Source organism: Bradyrhizobium sp. P5_C11_2 (assembly GCF_054049755.1).
Genome location: NZ_JBFULT010000433.1, coordinates 1 through 6497, shown reverse-complemented (window position 1 = coordinate 6497; position 6497 = coordinate 1). Strand labels below are relative to the sequence as shown.

The window sequence follows — 6497 nt, the reverse complement described above, 5'->3', positions numbered from 1 at the left end:
GGTCGGTGCCGGCGATGGTGAAGCTGCCATCGGCGAACTCGATGTCGGCCTCGGAGGCCTCGAGCATGTGGGCTGCGGCGCGCTTGCCCTTCTCGATCACGAGTTTCGAGGCTTCCACGATCRCCATGCCGGTCGCCGTGATCGAGCGCGAGCCGCCGGTGCCGTTGCCGGTGTGGACGATGTCGCTGTCGCCCTGCACCAGCTTGACGCTTTCGAAGGGGACGCCGAGCTGCGCGCACAGCACCTGTGCGAACGGCGTCGCATGGCCCTGGCCGTAATCGAGCGTGCCGGTGACGAGCTGCACGCTTCCATCGGGATCGAACACGATCTTGCCGAGCTCGGGGCTCGGCGGCGCGGTGACCTCGAGATAGGAGCCGACGGCGATGCCGCGCAGCTTGCCGGCCTTCTTGCTCTCCTTCTTGCGCTTGGCGAAATTCTCGTGGTCGGAGATTTCGAGCGCCTTGTTGAACACCGCCTGGAAGTCGCCGCTGTCATAGGTGACGCCGGAGGAGGCCGGGAACGGCATCTGGTTCGGCTTGATGAAGTTGCGCTTGCGCAGGGTCAGCCGGTTGATGCCCATCTCGTCGGCGGCGCGGTCGATCAGCCGCTCCATGTAGTAGTTCGCCTCGGGCCGGCCGGCGCCGCGATAGGCGCCCATCAGCGTGGTGTTGGTCAAGACGGTCTTGATGTCGACCGCCATCAGCGGCGTGCGATAGACGCTGGAGAAGTTCTTGCCGGTGTTGAGCGAGAGCGGCCCCGGCGCGACGCCGGTGATGTAGGCGCCGAGATTGCCGTAGCCTTCGAGCTTTGCGGCAAGGAAATGCCCCTCGGCATCGAGCGCGAGCTCGGCATGGATCTTCTGCGCGCGGCCATGGCTGTCGGAGAGGAAGCTGGTCGAGCGCTCGTCGAGCCATTTCACCGGGCGGCCGAGCACTTTGGCCGCATACAGGATGCACATGTACTCGGGATAGTTGACGTTCTTCATGCCGAAGGAGCCGCCGACATTGGCGGTGAGGATGCGCACCTTCTCGTTCGGCACCTTCAGGTTCTTGGCGAGGTTGGCGCGGTTGCCCGCGACGCCCTGCGTCGGCATCTGGATGGTGTAACGCTCGGTCTTCTTGTCGTAGGAGGCAAGCCCGACGCGCGGCTCCATCGAGACGACGGCGACGCGGGTGTTCTCGATGTCGAGCCTGGTCACATGGGCGGCGCCGGCGAAGGCGGCGTTGACCTTGTCCATGTCGCCATAATGGTAGTCGAGCGCGACGTTGTTGGGGATGTGGTCGTAGAGAAGCGGCGCGCCGGGTTTCGCCGCCGCTTCGGGATCGGTCACCGCCGGCAGCGGCTCGATGTCGACCTCGACCGCCTCGGCCGCGTCGCGCGCCTGCGCCAGCGTCTCGGCCACCACGAAGGCGATGGGATCGCCGACGAAGCGGACCTTGTCGGTCGCGAGCGGCTGGCGGTTGGTCTGGCGCAGGGGGGAGCCGTCGCGGCTTTTCAGCGGCAGGCCGCAGGTGAAGGGGCCATAGCCGGCGGCATCGAGGTCGGTGCCGATCCAGACCCCCAGCACGCCCGGCATCGCCCTGGCGGCGTCGGTGTTGATGCCGCGGATGACGCCATGGGCATGGGTCGAGCGGACGACCACGGCATGGGCCTGGCCGGGCAGGTTGAAATCGTCGGTGTAGCGGCCCTTGCCGCGCACCAGGGTGTCATCCTCCTTGCGGCGGACCGGCTGCCCGACGCCGTATTTTTGCAGTGCAATAGCGTTTTCGAGCGTGGACGATTTGGTGTGTTCTTGCATGGGATTGACCTGAAAAGCCGGCAATTGCGCGTTTTGTGGGCGCCTGGAGGGCCGGACTCCCCTCAAATAACGCACCGCCCCGTTCACGACAACGCACGAATGGGCATGGTCCTATGTGATGCGTTGTTGCGCAGACCTGACGCGCTGCTAATGTTTCAGGCGAAAAAGCAATTCCAGATCGGCCCAACGGGCCGCGGAAAGACAGTTTGTATGAATGACCACACGCGGCTCCGCGACGGCCTTGCGCCGCACGGTGAGCTGGAGGGGTCGATGGCGGCGGTGGTATTGGCCACTGAGCCGGCCGTCGCCGCACAAGCGCCGGGAACCGGCGTCTATGCGGCGCTGGACCTCGGAACCAACAATTGCAGGCTCCTGATCGCCTGTCCGACCAGCGACGGCTTTCGCGTGGTCGATTCCTTCTCGCGCATCATCCGGCTCGGCGAGGGCGTCTCCGCCACGGGGTGCATCAGCGAGGCCGCGATCGAGCGCGCCATCGCGGCGCTCAGCATCTGCCGCGACAAGATCAACTTGAGGAAAGCGCGGCGGTTGCGGTTGATCGCCACCGAAGCCTGCCGCGCGGCCTCGAATGCGGAAGGCTTTCGCAGCCGTGTCGTGGCCGAGACCGGCATTGAGCTCGAGGTGATCGACCGCGAGACCGAAGCCGCGCTGGCCGTGCTCGGCTGCTCGCCGCTGGTCGATCCCAGGGGCAGGGGCGCGATCCTGTTCGATATCGGCGGCGGCTCGACCGAGCTGGTGCGGATCGAACGTGATCCCGCAAATCCGGAGCCGCGCATCAAAGCCTGGATGTCGATCCCGTTCGGCGTCGTGACGCTCGCCGAGCAGTTCGGCGGCCGTGACGTGACGCCGGAAATCTATGCCGCGATGGAGCAGGAGGTCGCAAACCACGTGGCGCCGTTCGCCGAAGCGCATGGCCGCGATCTCGCCGACATGCACCTGCTCGGCACCTCCGGCACCGTGACGACGCTMGCCGGCATCCATCTCAATCTGGCGCGCTACGACCGCCGCCGCATCGACAGCATCTGGATGAACGATTCCGACATCACCGCGACCATCAACAAGCTGCTCGGCATGAGCTACGAGGAGCGCGCGAACAACAGCTGCATCAGCGTCGAGCGCGCCGATCTGGTGCTGGCCGGCTGCGCCATCCTCGATGCGATCCGTCGCGCCTTTCCGCTGCCACGCCTGCGCGTCGCCGACCGGGGCCTGCGCGAAGGCATGCTGGTCGAGATGATGCGCGAGGACGGCGCGCTCAGGAGCTGGTGAGATGGCCAAGGACACCACCGGCCGCTTGCACGTCCAGGTCAAGACCGGCGGCAAGCGCAAATTGTCGTCGAAGCTCTGGCTGGAGCGGCAGCTCAACGATCCCTATGTGGTCAAGGCCAAGGCGCTCGGCTATCGCTCGCGCGCCGCGTTCAAGCTGCTCGAGATCGACGACAAGTACCGCCTGCTGAAGCACGGTATGGCGGTGGTCGATCTTGGTGCTGCGCCGGGCGGCTGGAGCCAGATCGCCGCCAAGCGCGTCGGCTCGGTCGACGGCAAGGGCAAGGTCGTTGCGATTGATCTCTTGGACATGCCGGAGATTGCCGGCGTGGAGTTCGCGCAGCTCGACTTCATGGACAATGACGCTCCTGGCAAGCTCACCGCGATGCTCGGCGGCGGCGCCGACGTCGTGATGTCCGACATGGCCGCCAACACCACCGGTCACCGCAAGACCGACCAGCTGCGCATTGTCGGCCTGATCGAGACCGCGGCGGCGTTTGCCTGCGACGTGCTGAAGCCGGGCGGGGCGTTCCTTGCCAAGACCTTCCAGAGCGGCGCCGATGCCGAGCTGCTCGCCCAGCTCAAGCGCGATTTTGCGACCGTGCGCCACGTCAAGCCGGCCGCGAGTCGGCAGGATTCGTCGGAGCGCTACGTGCTGGCGACGGGGTTTCGCGGACAATAAGTCGCACGGCGCCGCACATCCCGCGGTAGTCGCCCGACGATAACACAACGTTCACATCAGCAACATCTTGAGATGTTAATCGCCACCTCGACAATTCCAGCGGGTGGTTCGATATGCAGTGCCTTTCAGGACGTCGGCGTTTCCATGCCTGGAAGCGCGCCATGCTCGCTGCCTCGACTCTCTTCCTGACGTCGTTCTCGGCAATCCTCGATTCCACCACGCCCTCGGCTGCATCTGCATCGATCGTCGTGGACACGCTGGTGCCGTTCAACGAGGGCATCAGCGGCAACGACGATCTCGGCGACCTCAAGCGAATCTACCAGAGCGCGAATAGCCCGACCGAACAGGCGCTCGATCAGTTCAACAAGGTGATCGCGGATACCGGCATGAAGCGGGCGCGACTGCTGCAAAGCGACGTCTATTGMGACCTCGACCAGACCGGGAACGTTTTCGGATACACCGACGGCGAGGGGTTTCACGCAGGAGACTGCTATCCGCTGCGTTGGCATCTCGATTGGGCGGTGGGTCGTGGGCTGTCGCCGCACGTGGCCGTCGCGTCCTACATGCCGCAGAGCATGGTGCAGTATGGAGCCGGTGAGACCTGGGCTTCGCAGAGCCCCGCTGTTCTGGAGCGATATCGGAAGTATGTGCGAGCGCTGGTACGCTATATCGCCACGAAGGCCTTCGATGGCGGAGCCTCGAGCGTTATCTTCGAGGTCAGCAACGAACTCGACATCGCCGATTCCGAGCCGGAAAATTTCAACTACACCGATCCGTCGACCTACACGCTCAAGCCGTTGGGACCGTGGGGCAACTGGCTGTGGTGGATCGCCCCGGACCGGTATGTCCTGCACCAGTGGCCGCCGCTCCAGACGCACCTGCTATCCGGCGCCGAGGACAGGACGCTGGCGTATCCCTACCGGCAGGATGCCCGCCGACTCGGCCGGCAGTTGTTGCCGGTGCAGAAGATCGTTTCGGACGCCATCGACACCGTCAGGGGACAACTCTCCGGCATCAACGCCTATCGCGAAAAAACGCTCGAGATCGCCGGTCCGGCCCTCACCGGGCTGACGTTCCTCTCATATCCGCTGGACACGCCCCCAAGCCCCACCCTGGAGGAACAGTTTCTGGAACAAACCTTCAATCCGCTGGCCGGCAGCTACGCGCCCCAATTCAACGCGCACCTGAATCGCTTCTCGTTCCACTACTACGGCTCGACCGACGGTACCGCCGGCTTCGCCTTGTTCGGTCAGATGATCGACAAGATCAATGCCAAGCTGCAAGGCTTGAAGCAAGGCAACGCGGCCATGCCCGACGTCACGCTGTTCGTATCTGAATGGGGTCCGGCGGTCGACGAAAGCAGCGACGTCAATTACTCGCACAAGGGAGCCGCGTGGGCGGCCGCCTTCCTGCCCGAAGCGGTGAGGAAAAAGATCGCCCTGGGCTCGTATCTCGTCATCGGGGACGGACAGGGCGCTGGGCCGTCCCAGCTCGGGCAGGCGAGCCTGCTGCACAAGCAAAGCAACGGAAAAGACGCCAACGGACGGGACCTCCCGGCCGATTACTATCCAAAGCCCGTGGCCAACCTGTTTGCGATGTACAACAAGATGTCCGGCCAGCGCAGGCAGGCTATTGTGAGCCCCGGTGGATCAAGCACCAATCTCAAGACGTTCGCGACCTGGGACGGCGCCAACTCGACCGCGAACATCATGGTCTACAACTACGATCCGACACGTGTCTTCGGCAGCAACGTTTCGACCGAGACGCCGGAGGGAATTTCGCTTGAGGTCGCCAACCTGCCGTTCAGCGACGGCTCGACGGTGACGATCGAGCGCTACCTGATCGATGCGAATACCGGCAATCTGGCGAAGTTCTATTCCGATCCGGCCCACCCCGATCCCAACCTGCAGAGGATATGGCTGCAGCGAACGATCAATAGCGGAAAGCTCGTCCTGACGGGCGACGCGCTCGGGCTGGGTGTCGTGCTCTACCGCATATTGCCGCCGACGCTGGTTCCCTAACCCAGCCGCTGATCCCGCACGTCCTGCGTATCCTCCGTCGCAGCCTTGACGGCGGCTTTGGCCGCACCCTTGTCCGCGCCCTTGCGGCTGGAAATCTCCACCGCCTTGCGGCCGGAGATCTCGTGGCCGGCGTCGGCAGGCATCTGCCAGAAGAACCAGCTCGACGCCGCCGAGGTCAGCGCGACCACCACGAAGGCGGGCGCGAACACGGTGGCGTTGAGCTCGCTGACATGGCCGAGCCACATCGTCGTCTCCACGGAAGCTGCGCCGACGGCGACGCCGGCGGAGACCGCGAGCTGCTGGTTGACGCTGACGAGCGTGGTGGCGCGGCTCATCTGCGCGGTCTCGACCTCGGCATAGGCCACCGTGTTGATCGCGGTGAACTCCAGCGAACGGAAGAAGCCGCCGACCACCAGGATGATCATGATGATCAGCAGCGGCGTCGTCACCGTGAACAGCGCACAGGCGGCGAGGAAGACCGCGCTGACGATCGCGTTCACCGTCATCAGATTGCGGAAGCCGAATGTGCGGATGATCCGCGCCGCCAGCGTCTTCATGCCCATGGCGCCGAGCGAGGAGGCGAAGGTGACGAGGCCGGAATGGAACGGCGTCAGCCCGAAGCCGATCTGCATCAGGAGCGGGAGCAGGAACGGCAGCGCGCCGATGCCGAGCCGGAACAGGAAGCCGCCGAGCACGGCCGCGCGCAGCGTCGGGA

General features: G+C 64.9%; 5 protein-coding genes. 3 read left to right on the top strand and 2 right to left on the bottom strand.

What is annotated here, in order from left to right; translation table 11 throughout:
• Nucleotides 1-1798 (bottom strand): xanthine dehydrogenase family protein molybdopterin-binding subunit (locus ACXJL8_RS30120; RefSeq protein ID WP_456686099.1); only part of this gene is annotated, 1798 nt, incomplete at its 3' end.
• Nucleotides 1799-2008: 210 nt separating this feature from the next.
• Here ACXJL8_RS30120 and ACXJL8_RS30115 point away from each other — a divergent pair.
• The 3 genes from ACXJL8_RS30115 to ACXJL8_RS30105 all read left to right on the top strand — a co-directional run bounded on the left by ACXJL8_RS30115 (nt 2009) and on the right by ACXJL8_RS30105 (nt 5782).
• Nucleotides 2009-3082, top strand: coding sequence for a Ppx/GppA phosphatase family protein (locus tag ACXJL8_RS30115; protein WP_456618662.1), 1074 nt, complete (start codon nt 2009-2011; stop codon nt 3080-3082).
• Between the two features lies 1 nt (nt 3083).
• On the top strand, nt 3084-3761 hold the full coding sequence (locus ACXJL8_RS30110; RefSeq protein WP_456618661.1) for an RlmE family RNA methyltransferase: 678 nt from the start codon (nt 3084-3086) through the stop codon (nt 3759-3761).
• Nucleotides 3762-3922: 161 nt separating this feature from the next.
• Nucleotides 3923-5782: a hypothetical protein gene (locus tag ACXJL8_RS30105; RefSeq protein ID WP_456686098.1), complete on the top strand. Its 1860-nt coding sequence runs from the start codon at nt 3923-3925 to the stop codon at nt 5780-5782.
• Here ACXJL8_RS30105 and ACXJL8_RS30100 read toward each other — a convergent pair.
• A partial coding sequence (locus ACXJL8_RS30100) for an MFS transporter (RefSeq protein WP_456686097.1) occupies nt 5779-6497 on the bottom strand: 719 nt, incomplete at its 5' end. The genes ACXJL8_RS30105 and ACXJL8_RS30100 overlap by 4 nt on opposite strands.